This window comes from Kitasatospora sp. NPDC091207 (genome assembly GCF_044768625.1).
In the GTDB taxonomy this organism is placed as follows: domain Bacteria; phylum Actinomycetota; class Actinomycetes; order Streptomycetales; family Streptomycetaceae; genus Kitasatospora.
Genome location: NZ_JBIVVS010000017.1, coordinates 51,761 through 68,437 on the forward strand (window position 1 = coordinate 51,761; position 16,677 = coordinate 68,437).

Here is a 16,677-nt window from a genome sequence, read left to right on the forward strand (position 1 = left end):
GCGGAGGAGGAGGCTCGGCGTCAGCAGGAGCAGCGGGATCGTGAGGCTGAGGAGGAGGCTCGGCGTCAGCAGGAGCAGCGGGATCGTGAGGCCGAGGAGGAGGCTCGGCGTCAGCAGGAGCAGCGGGATCGTGAGGCTGAGGAGGAGGCTCGGCGTCAGCAGGAGCAGCGGGATCGTGAGGCCGAGGAAGAGGCTCGGCGCCAGCAGGAACAGGAGGCGGAAGCGGCCCGACAGCAGGCCCAGCTGACCGAGCAGGTCCAGCAACAGTCCGGCCCTGACCCGCAGACGCCCCGGCCACCGGTCCAGGTCAGCCGGGACGGGGTGCTGTCCGCCGCCCACATGGTCACCGGCCTGGGCCTGCGGGACGCCAATCTGGTCGAGGAGATCAGGACCAGGATCGCCGCGGTCGCCCCCGGCGATCCGGAGCAGGTCGCACGGCTCGCGCAGACGCTCGCCGAGACGGTCTTCAGCGCGGCCGGTCTCCGGGCGGAGCTGACCGCGCTCTCCCGGGGCCACGTCATCCACGTGCCGGTGGGAACGGACGCCCGGGACGGCACGATCGCCATCCACGCGCGGGTCGACGGGCTCACCTACGCGCGCCGGGACGAGAAGTTCGAGTACGAGAACGGTGCCGACCGCCAGTCGAACCTGATCACGGAGTCGGGTCGCCGCTGGCGGGCCGGTCTCGGGGTGCAGGCCCAGCAGGGACTGTCCAAGTTCTTCCGGCTCTTCGGGGCGGCCGGCCACCAGTGGGACTGGGTCAGCGGGGACAGCTTGTCGTTGGGCGGGCGGACCTTCTCCCGCGCGAAGACCGCTGAGCCCAGTGCCGTCTTCAACGGGACGCTGCACCTGACGGTGGAGTACCGCCGGCCCTACGGCCCGGCGGCCAGGACGTCGCCGCTGCGGGGCGCGCGTCCGCTGGAGATCCCGCTGGAGGTCGCCATCCCGCTGCGGGAGACGCTGGACGCGAGCGGTGCGCCGTTCGCGCCCTCGGCGGCGGGGACCCACCAGCCGCCCGAGGCGGTGCGCAGGAGCCTGCGACTCGGGGGCTCCCACGTCCTGCTGGACGTCCATGCCCTCGCCCAGCAGCCCGTGTCCGCGCTCCCGCCGGGGCGGGAGACCGCCCCGCCCCGGGCCACGGCGCCGTCGCACGGCGAGGAGGGCATCGAGATGGCGGTCCTCCAGCCCGCCGAGGACAGCGGCGCGGGTGTGGGCGGCAGCGGCTCGACCGCGGTCCGGCCGGCTCCGGCCGGACCGGAGACGACCTCGACCACCGTGGCGCCGTCGAACGACGCCGGCCCGGCCACGCGCCGCGGCCGGCTGCTGGAGGGCGTCCTCGACAAGCTGTCGACGGAGGACCGGGCGAAGCTGGGTGACGAGCACTTCAGGGCATTGTCCGACCGGCTGGTGGCCGAGGTGGACTTCACCCGGCTCCACCAGGAACTGAAGAGCATGATGTCCGGGGATCCGCTCGTCGTCCGGGTGCCCGGTACCGACCTCTGGGCCGAAGTGACGGCCACCGTGCGGGAGATGCGTCATGTCTCCACCACGAAGGCCGACTCCACCGAGTTCAACGTCGGCACCGGTGCCCAGCTGACCACCGTGCAGCAGAAGGTCAGGAGCGGGCTCTGGCACGCCCAGGGCGGAGCGGGCGGTGGTGGCGAGTACGCCGGCATGTCGCTCGCCGGGGGCGGTCGGCGCGGCACCGACGTGGTGCGGATCTCCGGGCACACCCTGGAGACCGGACTGACCACCAAGACCAAGGAGACCGGGGTCGTCTTCGAGGGGATCAGCGACCTCCAGGTCGTCGTCAAGCGGGGCGGCAAGCCCTTCCTGGGGCAGGTCGAGCAGTCGGTGGGGTTCCGGACCGTCATCCCGCAGAGCGAGATCGGCACCGCGCCGCCGGCGGGCGCGGCGAACGCCGGCGGGCACGGCCCGGGGTTCTTCCGGGCGGAGGCGCCGGCGGATCTGACCCTGCCAGACCGGGACCTCGCGGTGGGTGAGACGGTCCGCCGCCCCCTGACGACCGCCTGGTCGGCCGAGAACGGGGGGCTGGACTCGACCGTCGTCGTCCGTGACGTCGTGTCGGTCGCGGAACTGCGGGCGAACCTGGAGGAACAGGGCGCGGGATTCTTCAAGGACCTGTGGCCGGAGATCCGCGAAGAGGTGATGCAGCTGGTCAGCCAGCCGATGGTGGCCTCGCGGCTCACCGCGATGACGCGCGGGGAGGAGTTCGGGCTGGCCTCCTTCGACCGGTCGAAGATGTCGGCCGCGCTGGCGGCCCTGGCGAAGCGGGGGATCGGCATCGCCGTCACGGCCGAGGTGCGGACGATGACGCATCTGCGCGGGAGCGACGGCGCCGAACTCACCCGGCAGAACGAGAGCAGCAGGTTCAGCTCGGAGCGCCGGGTGGCGTCCCGGCACGGCGTCGGCCAGGGGCAGGCGAACGTCGGCCCCGCGGGCCAGGGGGCGGGTCTCGTCACCCCGGGCGGCCAGGAGCGGCTGCGGACCGGGGTCCGGGCCGGCAGCTCGGACAAGGTCTACGGCAACGGGAAGTTCGCGGCCCCGCAGGAGATCTTCGACTCCACCGTGCAGCTCAGCGTGACGCTGACCAGGGGGACGTCGACGGTGTCGGCCACGGCGCCGGTCCGCGCCGAGCTGAGCGTGGACCGCAGGCTGACCGGTGAGCACCAGGTCGAGGCGGAGCGGAGCGCCTCCTTCACGGCGCCCCTGGAGACGCCCGCCCCGGTCGCGCCGACCGCCCCGCGGGTGCCGTACGCCGAGATGAGTGCCTCGGACGTGGTCCACCGGCTGGAAGGGGCGGGCGCCGTCAACACCGCGGTGGCGGCGCACCTGGAGAGGTTCGGCAAGCTGCCCGCCGACGTCGCGCGGATCGTCGCGGAGCGGCTCGGGCCCGCTGCCCTGCAGGCCGAGCTCTCACAGCTCAGCCGGGGCGGCCACGTCACGGTGAAGGTCGCCGGCAAGGCGTGGGAGGCCGAGATCACCGTCTCGGGCCGCCTGCGGGGCGAGGCGACGCCCGTCGAGACGATCGGCAAGTTCGAGTCCGAGGCCGGCAGCCAGAACAAGATCGGTCACGGCGTCTCCCACGACCAGCGGGACCGCTCCCTGTTCGGGGTGGGCGGGACGGGCAAGGCGTCGCCGGTGGACATCACCGCCGGATACGTGCGCCGGGACGACGCGTCGACCGGCTTCTCCCTCGACAGCTCGGGCGGCACGACCAGCCGGGGCAAGGCGACCGAGACGGCCGACGTGCTCGCCACCGACGTCATCTTCGACGTGCGGGTCACCAGTCGGCGGCTCAGCGTCCCGGGCATGCCGAGCCACACCGAACAGCTGCGTGCGGTCGAGGCGCACGCCACCGTGGTCCGGCCCGTGCACGAGCAGCTGTCGGACACCGGTGAGAACCATGCGCGGCCGGTCAGGGTGCCGCAGCGCATCGAGGAGTCCCATGTGCTGGGCTCCGCCGACTACATCACCAATGTCTTCGACCCGGCCCGCAGGGCGCCCGGCGGGGACACCACCAGGGGCTTCGGCGAATCCCTGCTCGGCCGGGCCGCGACCGGCGAGCGGCTCTTCGACGGGAAGACGGCCGCCGAGTGGCTGAACGGGCGCGGCCGGTCCGGCCTCCGCGACAAGCTGCTGGACGTGCTCACGCCGAACACCCTGCACGAGCAGCTGAAGGTGATGATGTCGGGCCGCAAGCTGGTGATCGGCGACGGCGGGGTCACCATCCGGATCGGGGCGTCCCTGGACAGTCTGCGGAACACCGGTGCCAGCAAGACGACCGAGTTCAACACCGGCGCGCAGGTCGAGCACGGCTACACCGCCGCGGACGGGGTGACCGGTGGCGGTGGCGGCACCGGCCACACCGTCACGGCCACGGTCGCGGGCAGTCCCGGTACGTACTTCCTCGGTGGCTCGCTCAGCGGTGGGACCGGTGCCGAGCACCAGGAGCAGCGCAGCAGCCGGACGGGCGCGGGGAACGCGACCAAGGCCAAGATCCCCGGGAGCGTCTTCGGCGGTGAGGCGACCCTGCACTTCATCGTCGAGCGCCGGTCCGCGCTCGGCGGGACGACCTACGGCTACTTCACGCGGAAGGTCGGCATCGAGGCGTTCGTCGACCGGGCGGAGACCCGGCCGGCCCTCCCCGTGACGCAGAACAACGAGGGCAGTGCGGCCGGCCAGGAGCCGGGCGGCCCGCCGCGCCGGCCCGCGCCCGATCCGAACACCTTCTCGGTCGAGGAGATCCGGCGGGAGCGGGACCGGCTGGACCGGGAGCAGCCGGACCGGCCCCGGCGCACCCGCGGGGCCCTCGACACGGCGGACACGGCCGTGCGCCGGCCGCCGGCCGCGCTCTGGGACAGCGGTCTGGCCGATTCGCACGTGGTCCGCGCACTGGGCGGCGCCGAGGGACTGCGGGGCATGGTCGCCGCCGGGAAGTCCTACTTCGGCAAGGGTGACTGGAGCCGGATCAAGGCCGCGGTGGAGCGGATCGTCGATCCGGTCAGTCTCGCCGGGCACCTCAACACCCAGGTCCACCCGGAGGCCGAGCGGCCCGCCCGGCCCGCCGACGGGTCGCCGGAATCCGCCGAGGGGGGCGGGCCGGCCGTGCCGAAGTCGAAGGTGGGGCTCGCCACCTACGCGATCGGCCCGGTCGCGCTGACCGGCGGCGCCGGAGTGGAGGTGCGGCTGACCATCCGGGACCTGGAGTACCAGCGCACCGACACCAACGCCGAGATGAGCCCCTCGGGCGGGGCCGCGGCCGGGGCCGGTGACGTCGGGCAGCGCTCGTTCCAGGCGGGCGGCCGCTTCACGGCCGGTCCCAGCTGGGGCAAGGGCGGCGACTTCGCCGGCCGGCTGACGGGCAACGTCGACCTCGCCTACCAGAGCCGGGGCGAGACCTCGACGGCCTCCGCCGGCCAGGTGCTCGCCAACGCCAAGGTGCCCACCACGATGGCCCGGTACGAGGGTCACGTCGAGGTGGAGGTGACCTTCGTCGACGGGACGAAGGAGCCCCGCACGCAGAAGGCCGTCGTGCCGATCATGGTCGACATCCCCGAGCGGGAGACCACCCCCGTCACCATCCCCGGTGACGGCTACCTGGTCTTCCACGGCGACGCGCCCGACGGCGAGGTCCGGCCGAGGGAGGCGGATCCGCGCCGGCTGGAGCGCATCGCCGAGGCGGCCGGGTGGGACACCACGCGGCCGGCGGACCACGAGGACCTGCTCCGCACGGCGCGGGTCGGCCGGCTGCTCTACGGCGACCGCTTCCTGCGGACCGGCACGGAGCAGGAGATCCAGGACGGCGACGGGCTCTCCGAAGGCCGGATCACGGCCCGGGCCGCGGCCGTGGCCCGGCTGGTCCGGATGGCCGGGGAGGGGAGCGGGGAGCACGCCGTGCTCGACACCGTCCGGACGCTCATGCGCGGTGAGCAGGTGGACGACGCCGGGCGCACGGGCGCGGTCCGGACGGCGGTCGACGCCCTCACCACCCCGGGGGGCGAGCGGGTGCTGACCGCCGAGCAGCTGGACACCCTGCTGTCCCGGCCGGCCGCGGAGAACACCCCGGCGCCGGAGCCGGCCGCGGTCCCGGACCGGAACCGGATCGGTCTCACCGAGGCCGCGCTGAGGGCCGACGGCCGGAGCGGGCTGCCCCGGCAGATCCGGAACCTGCTCGCCACCCTCGGGGAGGAGGACCCCCGGATCGTGCTGGAGGTGACCGGGGACCCGGCCTCGCCCCCGACCGCCGAGTGGGTGCGCCGGACCAGGGCCGATCTGGAGCGGATGCTCCGGGACGAGCTGCGGTCCGTGCCCAGGGCCGTGGACGTGGTCGTCCGCCTCTCCGGCAACACCACCACCGGCGCCGTGTGGGGCTTCCGGGTCGCACCGCCCGAGCCCAGGAACGAGACGGAGGACAGCATCTTCTCGGCACTGATGGGCCGCGGGTGAACCGCCGGGCCCGGCCGGGCCGTAGGTACGGAGTGGAAGCGTCCGTGGCCCTGTCGGCCGGGCGGTTCCGCCGACAGGGACTGCATGCGGAGCCGAGGAGCTGCGGTGGGCACGAGCACAAGTGGAAACGGGGCTCAGGGCGGGGCGGCGAGCATTCAGCTGCCCTCGGTGGCCTGGGAGATGGAGGAGGAGGCCGGCGCGGCCGCCCCCGCCGCGGTCGCGCCACCGGCGGCGGTCGTGCCACCGGCCGCCGTGCTGCCCGCCACCCCGCCGCCGGTCGTGCCGCAGTACGGGCAGGTCGCCGCCGTGCCGACCGGGCCGGTGGCGGCCGCGGCCCCGGTGCCTCCGGCGGCGCCGCCCGCCGCGCCCCCCGCGCCCGGTCCGGTGCTCGCGCCGCTGCCCGACCCCGACCCGGAGCCGGGGTCGGACCCGACCGGCCCCGCGCCGGCCGGGCGCCCGGACCGCTTCAGCCGGGCCCGGCTGAAGCGGCCGGTGCTGGTCGCCGCCGCCACCGCCGGTGTGGTGCTGATGGGCCTGCCGTTCCTGATCACCGACGGCAACCGGGCGGCGAAGGACGGGGCGGGTGACGGCATCGGCCTGAGCCAGGCGGACCTGCCGCTGGCCGAGGGTCCGGAGCTCGGCGACCCCGAGCCCTCCTCGGCGCCCACCGATCCCAACGCTTCCGGCGCGCCGACCACCGATCCGACCCTGGTCCCGGACCAGACCGCGGGCGCCCCGACCGCCCCCGGCGCCGAGGGCACGCCCGAGGGCACCACCGGCACCGGCCCGAACACCGGTGGGGCCCCGAACACCGGCACCACCCCGAACAGCGGCGGGGCTCCGGCCCCCAACACCAACCTGCTCTCCCGGCCCGGCACCGCACCCGCCCCGGGCACCAAGCCGCCGGCCACCGGCGGGACCGGCGGTACCAGCGGCACCGGGGGGACCAGCGGCACCGGCGGCACCGGAGGTACCAGCGGCACCAGCGGCACCGGCGGCACCAGCGGGACCGGCGGTACCGGCGGCGGAACCGGTGGCACCGGCGGCGGCGCGCAGCAGCCGAACCCGCAGCAGCCGAACCCCCAGCAGCCCGCGCCCCCGCCGCCCGTCCCGCCGAAGGCCGCCGCGCCCACCTTCAACGCCGTCGCCGGCACCGGCTGCAGCAACTCCGGCGCGAGCTACGCCCAGTACGGCCAGTGGACCAACGGCACCACCGGCTGGACGACCAACTCGGCCGGGGGCTACTCCGGTTCGGGCTGCAACGGCAAGTACGACTCGGTGCCGATGAGCGGCGACGGCAAGGACAAGGGCAACTCGGTGGTGTGGACCTTCGCCACGGGTCCGGTCACCAGTGGCAGCTGCAAGATCTCCGTCTACGTGCCCAACAGCAGCGACCGCAAGATGGTGGGCGGCAAGCCCACCTACTACACCGTGCAGAACAGCTCCTCGCCCGGCAGCGGCACCATCGGCGAGTTCAAGGTCGACCAGACCGCGACCCGGGGCAGCTGGGTCAGCGGCGGCACCTTCGCGCTGAGCGGCGGCCGGATCGCGGTCATGCTGCACGACCGCGGCATCGACTGGGGCGGCGACGCCGACAAGGCCCACCACGCGGCCGCCGCCGTCCGCGCCGACTGCACCGGCTGACGGGCATCCGGGGCGGCACCGGACCGGTCGGGCCCACCGTCCGACCGGTCCGCGGCATCACCGGACCGGTGCGGCTCGTCGCCGGACCGGTCCACGTCATCGACGGATCAAGCGAAAGGAAGGCCACGCCATGTCGCGCCATGTGCTGACGGTGTGCCCGGAGCAGCGGGACGGCCGGTACCGCACCATCGGTGACGCGCTGGCGGCGGCCCGCAGCGGGGCGGTGATCTCGGTACGCCCCGGCCGGTACGAGGAGAACCTGGTGATCAGCAAGCTGGTCACCATCACCGCCGCGGAGGCCCGGGGCAGCGTCCGGATCACCGCCCGGCGGGGCTGCGTGGTCCAGGTGACCGCCGAGGCGGTGCAGCTGACCGGTCTGATCCTGCAGGGGCAGGACGAGGAGATGCCCGCCATCGACGTGCCGCGCGGGCAGGCCGCCGTCCAGGACTGCGAAGTGGTCGGCAGCTCCTGGACGGCCCTGCTGACCCGCGGGGACGGCACCCTGGCGATGCGCGGGTGCCGCGTCACCAACCCGGCGGGCGCCGGCATCGTCGAGACCTCCAGCGGCACCAGCGTCATCGAGGACTGCGTGATCGAGCACCTCGGCAGCTCCGCGGTGGTGATCGGCGAGCGCGCCAACCCGCTGCTGCGCAACTGCGTGCTGCGTGACGCGCGCGGCAACGGCATCTGCGCCAACGGCGACGCCCGGGGCACCTTCGAGGGCTGCGAGATCTCGGTCACCGACAAGCCCGGGATCGCCCTGGAGGAGCGCAGCACCACCCGGCTGGTGCGCACCACCGTCCGCGACACCACGATCGGCGTCTACATCAGCTCCTCCGCCCAGGTGGTGCTGGAGGACTGCACCGTCACCGCGACCTCCGGCCACGGCATCGCGCTCGCCGCCGGCACCGACCCGCAGCTGCGCCGCTGCCGGTCCTCCCGCACGGCGGGCCACGGCATCCACGTCACGGCCCGCTCGCGCGGCACCTTCGAGGACTGCGAGGTGGACAGCGCGCAGGGCGTCGGCATCTGGGTGGGCGAGTCCTCCGGCCCGACACTGGCCCGCACCGTCGTCCGGGACTGCGGCGCCGACGGGGTGGAACTGACCGGCGACAGCTCCGCCGACTTCGACCGGCTGGAGGTCCGGGACGTGGCCGGCACCGGCGTGCTGATCACCGACGGCGCCAACCCGCGACTGCGCCGGGTCGCCGTCCACCGCGCCAAGGGCGACGGCATGGCCGCGATCCGGGACGGACGCGGCCAGTTGGAGAACTGCGAGGTGCTGGACGCGGGCCGGGTCGGCCTCCGGTTCGCCGACGGCGCGGACACCCGGGTCGGCTCCACCGTGGTGCGCGGCTCCGGGGGCTCCGGGGTGCTGCTCGGCCGGGTCGGCACCGCGACGCTGCGCGACTGCGAGGTGTCCGGATCGGCCGAGGACGGCATCACGGCCGAGGACGGCGCCGAACTGACCTGCACCAGGGTCCGGGTGACCGGCAACCGCCGCCACGGCGTCCGGATCGGGGCCGGCGCGCGGGCCGTGCTGGTCCAGCTGTCGGCGACCGAGAACACCGGCGACGGCGTCCGGGCCGACTCCACCGAGGCGGTCCGGCTGACCGGCTGCACGCTCTCCCGCAACCGGGGCTCCGGCCTGCGCCAGAGCGAGCCGAGCGAGCGGCTCGCCCTGGAGGAGCTGGTCAGCGAGGAGAACGGCCTGCCGGACGCGCACGGCACCGCCACCACCGGATCGGCGCCCGCCCCCCGGGCGGCGCAGCCGGCCGGAGCGGCCGCCGACCCCGGCCACGGACCCGCCGGGGAGCCCGCCGCCGAGAGCGCGCCCGCGCAGCCGGCCGGCGAGGCCGGCCCGCTGGAGGTGCTGGAGTCTCTGGTCGGCCTGGCCGGCGTCAAGGAACAGGTCGCCACCCTGGTCAACCTCAACAAGCTGGCCCGGCGCCGGGAACTCGCCGGCATGCCCGCCCTGCCGATGAGCCGCCACCTGGTCTTCGCCGGGCCGCCCGGTACCGGCAAGACCACCGTCGCCCGGCTCTACGGCAGCATCCTCGCCGAGCTGGGTGTGCTGCGCAGCGGCCACCTGACCGAGGTGGCCCGCGCCGACCTGGTCGCCTCGATCATCGGCGGCACCGCGCTCAAGACCACCGAGGTGTTCCAGTCGGCGCTCGGCGGGGTGCTCTTCCTCGACGAGGCGTACACGCTCTCGGCGGGCTCCGGCGGCAGCGGGCCGGACTTCGGGCGCGAGGCGATCGACACCCTGGTCAAGCTGATGGAGGACCACCGCGAGGACATCGTCGTCATCGTGGCCGGCTACTCCGCCGAGATGACCGACTTCCTGGCCTCCAACCCGGGCCTCGCCTCCCGCTTCAGCCGCACCGTGGAGTTCGCCAACTACGCGGTCGACGAGCTGGTCACCATCGTCGAGCGGGCCGCCGCCGGGCACGGCTACGAGCTGGCCGACGGCGCCCGCGAGGCCCTCACCCTGCTCTTCGAACGGATGCCCAAGGGCGAGGACTTCGGCAACGGCCGGGCGGCCCGCAAGGTGTTCGAGGAGATGGTGGACCGTCAGGCGACCAGGCTCTCGACCCAGCCCGAGATCTCCGACGCGGACCTGGCGCTGCTCGTCCCCGAGGACGTCGCGCCGGTGGAGCCCGCGCAGGCGGCCAGGAAGGACGGCACCGAGCTGCTCGCCGAGCTGCGCGCGATGGTCGGCCTGCCCGCCGCCAAGGAACAGGTCGAGGACCTCGTCAACCTGATCCGCCAGGTCCGCCGGCGCGAGGAGGCCGGGCTGCCCACCGCGACCATCAGTCACCACCTGGTCTTCGCCGGCCCGCCCGGTACCGGCAAGACCACCGTCGCCCGGCTGTACGGGCAGCTCCTCGCCGAGCTGGGCGTGCTGCCGGGCGGCCAGCTGATCGAGACCGCCCGCTCCGACCTGGTCGGCCGCTACGTCGGCCACACGGCGCAGCTCACCAAGGAGGCCTTCGACCGGGCCCGCGGCGGGGTGCTGTTCATCGACGAGGCGTACACGCTGACGCCGCGCCACGGCAACGGCGGCGACTTCGGGCAGGAGGCGGTGGACACCCTGATGAAGCTGATGGAGGACCACCGGGACGAGGTGGTGGTGATCGTCGCCGGCTACGAGGACGAGATGCAGCACTTCCTGTCCTCCAACCCCGGTCTGGCGTCCCGCTTCTCCCGCCAGGTCGACTTCGGCCACTACACCGACGCCGAACTCGTCACCATCGTGGGCCGGCACGCCGACAAGGCCGGCTACACCTGCGCGCCGGAGACCCTGGCGGCCCTGGAGCGGCTGTTCGCGGCCGTCCCCCGGGACCGCACCTTCGGCAACGGGCGCTTCGCCCGGCAGGCCCTGGAGGGCATGATCACCCGCCAGGCGGGCCGGCTCGGCCGGCTCGACTTCGCCGACCTCTCCGAGCTCAGTCTGCTCCTGCCGCAGGACATCGCGGTGGAGCGGATGGGCAGCGCGGTTTGAGGCGGTACCGGGGAACGGCCGGCCCGGCGGGGCCGGCCGTTCCCCGGCGACACCGCCGGGCCGCGCTGGTGGCCGCGCTGGGCGCGGTCGCCCTGCTGACCCCCGCCGTGCCGGCCGCGGCGGACACCCCGGCGCCCTCGTCCTCCGCCACGCCGTCCGCGTCGGCCGAGCTGCCGCCGATGAGCCAGACCCTCTCCGACGTCCGGGAGAGCGGGTGCCGCAAGCCGGTCACCCGGACCACCGACCGGGCCCCCTGGGCCCAGACGTACCTGCGGCCCGAGGCCGCCTGGCCGCGCGGCCGGGGCACCGGGGTGACCGTCGCCGTGCTCGGCTCCGGGGTCGACGCGTCCACGGGCACCGGTTCCGGGGCGCTGGCCGGGCGGCTCCGGCTCGGCCCCCGGGTGCAGGGCCAGGGCGACTCCGGCCAGGACTGCGTGGGCCACGGCACCTTCCTCGCCACCCTGCTGGCCGGCCGGCGTCCGCCCGCCGGCGGACCGGCCGGGATCGCCCCGGAGGCGACGGTGCTGGCCGTCCGGGTGACCGACGACGCCGGGACGACCACGGCGGACCTGCTCGCCCAGGGCATCCGGGCGGCGGCCGACGCCGGTGCCCGGGTGGCCGTGGTCGGATCCGTGGCGCCGGCGCCCAGCCAGGCGCTCGCCGAAGCCGTCGAGTACGCCGGGACGAAGGGCCTGCTGCTGGTCGCCCCGGCCGGACCGGACGGACAGACGGCGAAGGGCACGGTGTACCCGGCCGGCTACCCCGGCGTGCTCGCGGTGGCCTCGATCGGCCCGGGCGGCGCGCCCTCCGGTGACGCGGGGTCGGGCATCTCGGGCGCCGGAGTCACGGCCGCCGCGGGGGGCCGGGTGGACCTCGCCGCGCCCGGCGAGGGCCTCCAGGCGGCCGGGCCCGGCGGCGGTCACTACACCTTCTCGGGGCCGAGCGGAGCCGCCGCCCTGGTCGCCGGAGCGGCGGCGCTGCTGCTCTCCCGGGAGCCCGGGTGGACGCCGGCGCAGGTCGTCGAGCGGCTGAAATCGACCGCCTACCGGCCGGGTTCGGCGCTGCCCGACCCGGCCGTCGGCTGGGGCGCGGTGGACGTGGTGGCCGCCGTGACCGCCCAGCCGCCGGTCACCGGCGCACCCCGGGCCGCCGTCGACCCGGTGACCGTCCCGCCGCGGCCCGACCGGACCGCCGCCACCCGGGCGTCGGCACTGGCCGGGGCGACCGCCGCGCTGGTCGTGGTGGTCGCGCTCGCCGCGGCCGCGCTCCGGGCGGGCCGCCGGCGCTCCCGGACCGCGCCGTAGCGACGGCCGGCCCGCCCGCCAACGCCCCGTCAGGAGCCTCGTTGGAGGAGCGTTGGTCCGGTGTTGGCGGTGGCTGGAAACGTGTGCGGCCAAGGGGGGAGGGGCAGCCGCAGCGGCTTGCCCGACGTACCGACGTTGCGAGGGGCTCAAACCGCCGTGGTGATCGACGCTACCGCTCACGCCGAGGACACCCACCGGGACACCGGGGAAGCCGGGGGATCCCCGGACACCCCCGTCAGTCGCGCGGACCGGCCCACCCTCGACCAGCACACCCTGGCCGAGCTGTACCGCCTGCACGGCGGCTACCTGCTGCGCGCGATGCTCCGCGTCACCAGCGGCGACCGGGGCAAGGCCGAGGACATCGTCCAGGAGACCCTGCTGCGCGCCTGGCAGAACCCGGCGGCCATCCGCCGGGGCCCCGAGTACAGCCGCCCGTGGCTGTTCACCGTGGCCCGCCGGATCGCCATCGACCACTTCCGGATGCAGGCCGCCCGCGCCCAGGAGGTCGCCGACGACGCCCCCGAGGAGCACGCCGGCACCCACGACCCCTACGACGAGGTGCTCGCCGCCCAGGACATGGCGATCGCGCTCGCCGAACTGCAGCCGCACCACCGCGACGTCCTGGTCGAGCTCCACATGCACGGCCGCTCGATGGCCGAGGCCGCCGCCGTCCTCGGCGTCCCGGTCGGCACCGTCAAGTCCCGCAGCTTCTACGCCGTCCGCGCCCTGCGCCCGATCCTCGAAGCCCGCGGCATGGTCTCCGCGACGTAGCCGCCCGCGCCGCGGTCCGACGCCCGTAGGGCCCGCAGGCGCACGCCGCCGCCGGGCCCGTCCGGCTCAGGTGCGGGCCACCCGGTCGCAGTGCGGGCACACCCTGTCGCTCCACTTCGGCGGGTACCACGGTGCGCCGGGCCCGGGTGCCCGGTACGGGTCCCGCCGCATCCGGCTGGTTCCCATGCCGCAGAAGGTCACGTCGCCGGGAGTCCCGGTCGCCTCCGGGGCGTCCGGCGCCGCGTGTACCGCGCGCACGCTCTCGACGTAGTCGGTGGTGTCACCGGTCGCCGAGGTGCGGACGAGTTCTGGTTCGATCAGGACGAGGATGCTCACCGTCCCACTCTGGTCGGCGGGGTTGCCGAGCGCACCTCGGCGGCGCGGGCGGTGTGCGGTGCGCCGCCGCCCGGGGGCCGGGCGGCGGCGCCGTCCGTCAGGAGCAGCCCGAGCCGATCTCGCGGAAGTTGGCGTAGTGGTCCCCGCTGTACCAGACGGTCCGGGTGCCGGGGTCGCGGACGAGGCGCTCGGCGTCGCGGTGGGTGCCGGGGGTGCGCGGGTTGACGTCGTACTCGCGGTAGCGGCCGTCCTTGGGGAGGTCGCCGCTGCGGTTGCCGTAGACGTTGCTGCCACGGATCACCAGGCCGGGGCCGGCCGGGTAGTCCAGCGGGCGATTGGCCTGCGGCCAGTCGAGCCCCCGCCAGATGGCGCACGCCTCCTCGACCTGGGCCGGGAACTCCTCGACGGGCAGCGGGGGTTCGATGACAGCGCGGACCGCCGCGTGGTGCACGGCGGACGGGGCGGGCGCGGCCGCGGCGGGTGAGGCGGCGGGGACGACGACGGAGGCCAGGAGCAGGGTGGTGGCGGCGACGCGCCGCAGACTGCCGAGTGTGGTCATGCCCGGAAGAACGAGGGCGGGACGCCGCCGTCACGCTGCGCCACCCGGATGACTCAGCGCAGTCGCAGGGCCCCGGGGGCGCGTTCCTCGAAGATCTCGACGAGCCAGTCGAACACCGTCGGGCCCTGCCCGGCGCGCGCGGCCCGGAGCTGCTCGGCGACGGCCGGGCGGTTCGAGGGGTGGCAGCGGGCGAGGCGCAGTTCGAGCTGACGCGCCGTCTCCGGGTGGCCGAGGGCGCGCCGGGACGTCCCGTGGTCGCGCCACTCGACGTGGAAGTCCCCGTCGTCGGGGGTGCCGAAGCCGCCGGAGAGGCAGTCGGCGAACGCGTCGAGGTTCCGTCCGAAGTAGCCCCCGGGGCCGTTGACGGCCTGGCCGATCTCGCGCCAGAAGTCTTCGAGGGTGGCGATCCGGGTGCCGTCCAGTACGTAGGTCGTGGTCACGGGGCAGAGCTTAGGTCCGCCCTCGAACTCCCGCCCGCGGGCCCTCCGGGCGGACGACGGGAGCTTGACGACGGACCCTCGGGGTCCGGGGGCGGCACGGTCCGCCGCGGACCGCGCCCCCGCCGCTGCGCTGACCTCGGGAAATCCTCCGCACCGCTGAACCGCGGCGCGGGCCGCGTCCGTTCTCCAGGGTGGCGGTACCGCCACCGGCGCTCGTCCCCCCGTGCGGGCGCCGGTTCAACCGCTTCTGGTCTGTGGTCAACTCCGGTCCTGTCCGGTGGTCCTGACGACCAGTCCGACGGGGAGCACGTGAACCGGGGGGCGCGGCCCGTCCGTAGCTACAGCTGAGAGCCGCGCCCGGCGTACGGCGCGCGGTGTGTCCCGGGCCCACCGGCCCAGGTCTCGCGTCCGGCTCCGGCCATGGAACTCCCGGCTCCCGCGCCCCGGCGGGAGCCGGGCCCCCTGGCGCCCCGGCGGTGCCCTTGTGGGAGGGCGGCCGCCGGGGCGCTCCGCGTGTCGGACGCCGGGCCGGTCCGCCCGTCCGCTCCCAGCCCAGGAGAGTCCCGATGCCCAAACACCGGCTCACTCGCCGCCGACGCATGGCGGCGGCCTCCACCGCCCTCGTCGCCGGTGCCGCGCTCATCCTCATGCAGTACGAGGCCCCCGCCGCCGTCACCGCCGACACCGCGGACCCGATCGGCCTCAACGCCGTCTCCGAGTACCTCGGCTGGGGCGACGCCCCCGACCCGGTCGCCGTCATGAAGGCCACCGGGCTGCGGCAGTTCGCCCTCTCCTTCGTCCTGTCCGGGGGCGGCTGCGACCCGAAGTGGGACGGCAGCCGTGCCCTCACCGGGGGCGGCGACGAGAAGGCGATCAAGAAGATCCGCGCCGCCGGCGGCGAGGTCCTCGCCTCCTTCGGCGGCTGGGACGGCGCCAAGCTCGGCGAGCGCTGCGCCACCGCCGCCGAACTGGCCGCCGCCTACCAGAAGGTGGTCGACGCCTACGGTCTGAAGGCGGTGGACATCGACATCGAGTCGACCGAGCTGAGCACCCCCGAGGTGCGCAAGCGGGTCGTCGACGCGTTGAAGGCGCTGAAGGCCAAGAACCCCGGCCTGCTCGTCTACGTCACCTTCCCGGTCGACCCGACGGGCCCCGACGCCGACGGCGCCGACCTGATCACGCTGGCCGCCAAGGCCGGCCTGGTGGTGGACGGCTGGACGGCCATGCCGTTCGACTTCACCACCCACGACGGCACCATGGCGGCCGCGACCGTCACCGCCGTCACCGGCCTCCAGCGCGCCGTCGCCGCCGCCTACGACTGGGACGACGACAAGGCCTGGCGCCACACCGGCGTCTCGTCCATGAACGGCCGCACCGACCAGCAGGGCGAGCAGCTCACGCCGGCCGACTTCCGCGCCGTCCGCGACTTCGCCGCCACCCGCCACCTGGCCCGGTTCGGCTTCTGGGCGGTCAACCGGGACCGCCCGTGCGCGGGCGGCACCTTCACCACCGCGACGTGCAGCGGCGTCCAGCAGGCCGCGTACGACTTCACCCGGATCGTGGCCGGCTACCACGCGGACTCGGTGCCCGGCGGGGGCGCGCCCTGCCCGAGCCCGTCCGTCGTCACCACCCTGCCCACCGGCCCCGGCCGGACCACCTGGCCGCTGCCGACCCCGACCACCGCCCGGCCGGCCGACGCGGCGCCGTCGGCCGGTGAGCCCAAGCCCTCGCTGCCCGGCATCGCGTCCGGTACCCCGACGCCCGCCCGGACGGCCTGCGTCCCGCCGAGCTCACCGCCGGCCACGGTGCCGCCCACCGCACCGACCACGGCGCCGCCCACCTCGACGACGCCGAGCGCCCCCGCGAGCGCGGGCGCGACCACGGTGTCGAAGCCGCCCACGACGCCGGCCGGCGCGGGCACCACGACGACCGCTCCGCCCACCCCGGGCGCGGTGGACTCGCCCCCCACCCAGGCCGCCGGCGGAGCCCCCGCGCCCGCCGCGCCGGGCGGCGGTTCGCTCGCCTCCACCGGTGCGGGCGGTACGGACATCCTGCTCACCACGACCGGCGCCCTGCTCTTCCTGGGCGGCGCGCTCGGTCTGGTCGGCACCCGCCGCCGCGACCCGGAGCAGCTCGCCGGCTGACCCG

At 75.4% G+C, this 16,677-nt stretch carries 10 protein-coding genes; 6 read left to right on the forward strand and 4 right to left on the reverse strand.

Translation table 11 applies throughout. The features are described from left to right. A partial coding sequence (locus tag ACIQTO_RS25435; protein WP_402392215.1) for a hypothetical protein occupies window positions 1–264 on the reverse strand: 264 nt, incomplete at its 3' end. Window positions 265–321: 57 nt separating this feature from the next. On the opposite strand from ACIQTO_RS25435, the gene ACIQTO_RS25440 reads away from it, so the two are divergent. The 5 genes from ACIQTO_RS25440 to ACIQTO_RS25460 all read left to right on the forward strand — a co-directional run bounded on the left by ACIQTO_RS25440 (window position 322) and on the right by ACIQTO_RS25460 (window position 13,194). After that, window positions 322–5,970 carry a hypothetical protein gene (locus ACIQTO_RS25440; protein WP_402392217.1) on the forward strand — a complete coding sequence of 1,883 codons (5,649 nt, stop codon included), beginning with the start codon at window positions 322–324 and terminating at the stop codon, window positions 5,968–5,970. 105 nt (window positions 5,971–6,075) lie between these two features. Next, window positions 6,076–7,614, forward strand: a complete 1,539-nt coding sequence (locus ACIQTO_RS25445) for a hypothetical protein (protein WP_402392220.1) — start codon at window positions 6,076–6,078, stop codon at window positions 7,612–7,614. 130 nt (window positions 7,615–7,744) lie between these two features. Beyond that, window positions 7,745–11,119, forward strand: a complete 3,375-nt coding sequence (locus ACIQTO_RS25450) for a right-handed parallel beta-helix repeat-containing protein (RefSeq protein ID WP_402392222.1) — start codon at window positions 7,745–7,747, stop codon at window positions 11,117–11,119. Between the two features lie 68 nt (window positions 11,120–11,187). Further along, window positions 11,188–12,423: a S8 family serine peptidase gene (locus ACIQTO_RS25455; RefSeq protein WP_402392224.1), complete on the forward strand. Its 1,236-nt coding sequence runs from the start codon at window positions 11,188–11,190 to the stop codon at window positions 12,421–12,423. A 156-nt stretch (window positions 12,424–12,579) separates the two neighbouring features. Further along, window positions 12,580–13,194, forward strand: a complete 615-nt coding sequence (locus tag ACIQTO_RS25460) for a sigma-70 family RNA polymerase sigma factor (protein ID WP_402392226.1) — start codon at window positions 12,580–12,582, stop codon at window positions 13,192–13,194. 66 nt (window positions 13,195–13,260) lie between these two features. Here the strand turns inward: ACIQTO_RS25460 and ACIQTO_RS25465 are convergent, their stop codons facing one another. The 3 genes from ACIQTO_RS25465 to ACIQTO_RS25475 all read right to left on the reverse strand — a co-directional run bounded on the left by ACIQTO_RS25465 (window position 13,261) and on the right by ACIQTO_RS25475 (window position 14,529). Then, window positions 13,261–13,530 carry a hypothetical protein gene (locus ACIQTO_RS25465; protein ID WP_402392228.1) on the reverse strand — a complete coding sequence of 90 codons (270 nt, stop codon included), beginning with the start codon at window positions 13,528–13,530 and terminating at the stop codon, window positions 13,261–13,263. A 97-nt stretch (window positions 13,531–13,627) separates the two neighbouring features. Continuing rightward, window positions 13,628–14,089, reverse strand: coding sequence for a ribonuclease domain-containing protein (locus ACIQTO_RS25470; RefSeq protein WP_402392230.1), 462 nt, complete (start codon window positions 14,087–14,089; stop codon window positions 13,628–13,630). A 53-nt stretch (window positions 14,090–14,142) separates the two neighbouring features. After that, entirely contained in the window at window positions 14,143–14,529 is a 387-nt protein-coding gene (locus tag ACIQTO_RS25475) for a barstar family protein (protein WP_402392233.1), read from the reverse strand. 566 nt (window positions 14,530–15,095) lie between these two features. Between ACIQTO_RS25475 and ACIQTO_RS25480 the strand changes: the two genes are divergently transcribed. Continuing rightward, on the forward strand, window positions 15,096–16,673 hold the full coding sequence (locus ACIQTO_RS25480) for a chitinase (RefSeq protein ID WP_402392235.1): 1,578 nt from the start codon (window positions 15,096–15,098) through the stop codon (window positions 16,671–16,673). Window positions 16,674–16,677 lie beyond the last annotated feature (4 nt).

What these genes read in the sequence shown, in the direction of transcription:
- ACIQTO_RS25480 (WP_402392235.1), top strand. Translation starts at nt 15,096, where the DNA reads ATGCCCAAACACCGGCTCACTCGCCGCCGACGCATGGCGGCGGCCTCC.
- ACIQTO_RS25450 (WP_402392222.1), top strand. Translation starts at nt 7,745, where the DNA reads ATGTCGCGCCATGTGCTGACGGTGTGCCCGGAGCAGCGGGACGGCCGG.
- ACIQTO_RS25470 (WP_402392230.1), bottom strand. Translation starts at nt 14,089, where the DNA reads ATGACCACACTCGGCAGTCTGCGGCGCGTCGCCGCCACCACCCTGCTC.